The following is a 1812-nucleotide window of genomic DNA, read 5'->3' as shown; positions in this document are numbered from 1 at the left end:
ATGTCCTGCGGTACCCGGACTCGCGTGGCGTCCGGGCGATCCTGATGGCGCCTCAACTCCTCCGTTCTTCCCTCTGGCGATCAACTGCTTACCTGCGGGAACTGCGGTACTGCTGTTACTGCGAACTGCGGGTACTGCTCAACTCGTACTGCTGATAACGCGAACTACTCAGTGGCCTACTCCAGCGCCACTCTTCGGCAGCCAGCCCCGTCGCCCATCGTGCGTCTTCCCTGGCTTAGAACCCCACTGCCGAACCTCCCGATGCGCGCGCCCGCAGCCCGACGCCTTCACCGAGGTACCACTCACTGAACTTCACTGCGGGTACTGCACCACTGCATTAACTGCGGTACCACCTGTGGTGGCCCCTGATCACCGCGGGCCACCCGGCCCGGCCGTCAGTCCCGTCGCCATCCTGCAACCACTGTGGCTTCGACACTCCACGACCGCACCGTCCTGCGCACTGCTTGTACTACCGCCTGGCAGTTCATCTCTGCCAGGCCCTGCTGATCTCGGCTACGTGAGAAACCATAACCACAGCATGAGCAAATGTCTACCCTGGCCGGGATAGATTTCCGCTGACTCGCCGATGAGGTAATCGAGTGCTGTCAGCCACGCCGGCAGGCGTCGCCCTGACGGGTTCGCCGTCGGGCAGGCTCGGTCAGGCGGCCGCGGTCAGATGTTGCCCGAGTTGGGCCTGACCGAAGAGGAGGGCGTAGCCGTCGGGAAGTTGCTGGAGGATGCGGGCGAGGAGGTCGGGGCCGGCGAGGGCTGAGACAGGGGCGAGGACGGCGCCGGTGTCCCAGCGCGCGACGGCCGGGCTGATGCCGGTGCGGGCGGCGAGGTCCTTGACGAAGCCCCAGCCGGTCAGCCGCTCGGCGGCGGGGATGATCGATGTCAAGGCGAGGGCGGCTTCGGCTGGCAGGCGGCGGGCGAGATCGACACGCTCGTCGTTGGCCATCTGCGAGCCGAGTGCGCTCAGCACGGCGCGGACGGCTCCCTCGGCACGTTCACGGGTCGGGTAGGCACCCTCGTAGCGGACACGTTCCAGCATCTGGTCGTACGTCATGCCCGTGGGAAACCGCTCGGTTCGGGTCTGGTCGTACATGACGGGGTCGGCCTTTCTGCGCAGGTCACGGTTGATCGACATCGGGGTGGATCAGGTGGGGTGGGGGTGGCCGAAGAGGAGGTCGTAGCCGGGCGGGAGCTGGAGCAGGATCTCGTGGGTGAGATCGTCGCCCGCGGCGGCGGCGACGGTGGACAGTACGGCGCCGATGTCCCACAGGGCCGTGGTCTCGGTCGCGCCTTCGATCCAGGCGGCGGTCGCGCGGACGAAACGCTCGGGCGAGAGCGGTTCGGCGGCCTGCAAAGGGTTGAGCAGGATCAAGGCGTACGTTTCGGGCAGCCGGGCCGCGAGCTCGGCCCGCACGGTGCCGATCAGATGGGCGCCCAGCAGGCCCAGGACGACACGGACCACCCGCTCGGCGTCCTCACGCGTCGCGTACTGACCGCGCTCCTGGACGTGGGCCAGAAACGATTCCCGACGCATCACCATCACGTCACCCCAAGGGGAGAAGACGGAAAAGGGAGGGAGCGAAAAATAGGAGAAGAAGGCCGGCGGGGACCAGGGTGCCGGGGGGAGGGGTCAGGACCCCTGGTCCACCGCCGCGGTGTGGGGCTGGTTCAGCCGGAGATCTGCTTGCGGTCGCCGGAGCCGCTGATGCTGATCTTGCGGGGTTTGGCGCGTTCGGCGATCGGGATGCGCAGGGTCAGGACACCCGCGTCGTAGTCGGCCTCGATGCGTTCGGTGTCGAG

Annotated in this window: 2 protein-coding genes and 1 pseudogene; all 3 read right to left on the bottom strand. The window is 67.3% G+C overall.

The features are described from left to right. Positions 1–658 precede the first annotated feature (658 nt). Complete coding sequence (locus NOD94_RS40980) at positions 659–1105, bottom strand: DUF2267 domain-containing protein (protein ID WP_281211329.1); 447 nt, start codon at positions 1103–1105, stop codon at positions 659–661. Between the two features lie 51 nt (positions 1106–1156). Next, positions 1157–1552 carry a DUF2267 domain-containing protein gene (locus NOD94_RS40975; RefSeq protein WP_281211328.1) on the bottom strand — a complete coding sequence of 132 codons (396 nt, stop codon included), beginning with the start codon at positions 1550–1552 and terminating at the stop codon, positions 1157–1159. A gap of 128 nt (positions 1553–1680) precedes the next feature. Further along, positions 1681–1812: pseudogene (locus NOD94_RS40970) on the bottom strand (Hsp20/alpha crystallin family protein); the annotation flags it as partial.

The sequence above is a fragment of the Streptomyces sp. Isolate_45 genome, from assembly GCF_024721315.2.
In the GTDB taxonomy this organism is placed as follows: Bacteria; Actinomycetota; Actinomycetes; order Streptomycetales; family Streptomycetaceae; genus Streptomyces.
Note: the sequence above shows the minus strand (reverse complement) of the source record. Positions and strands in the feature narration are given on the sequence as shown.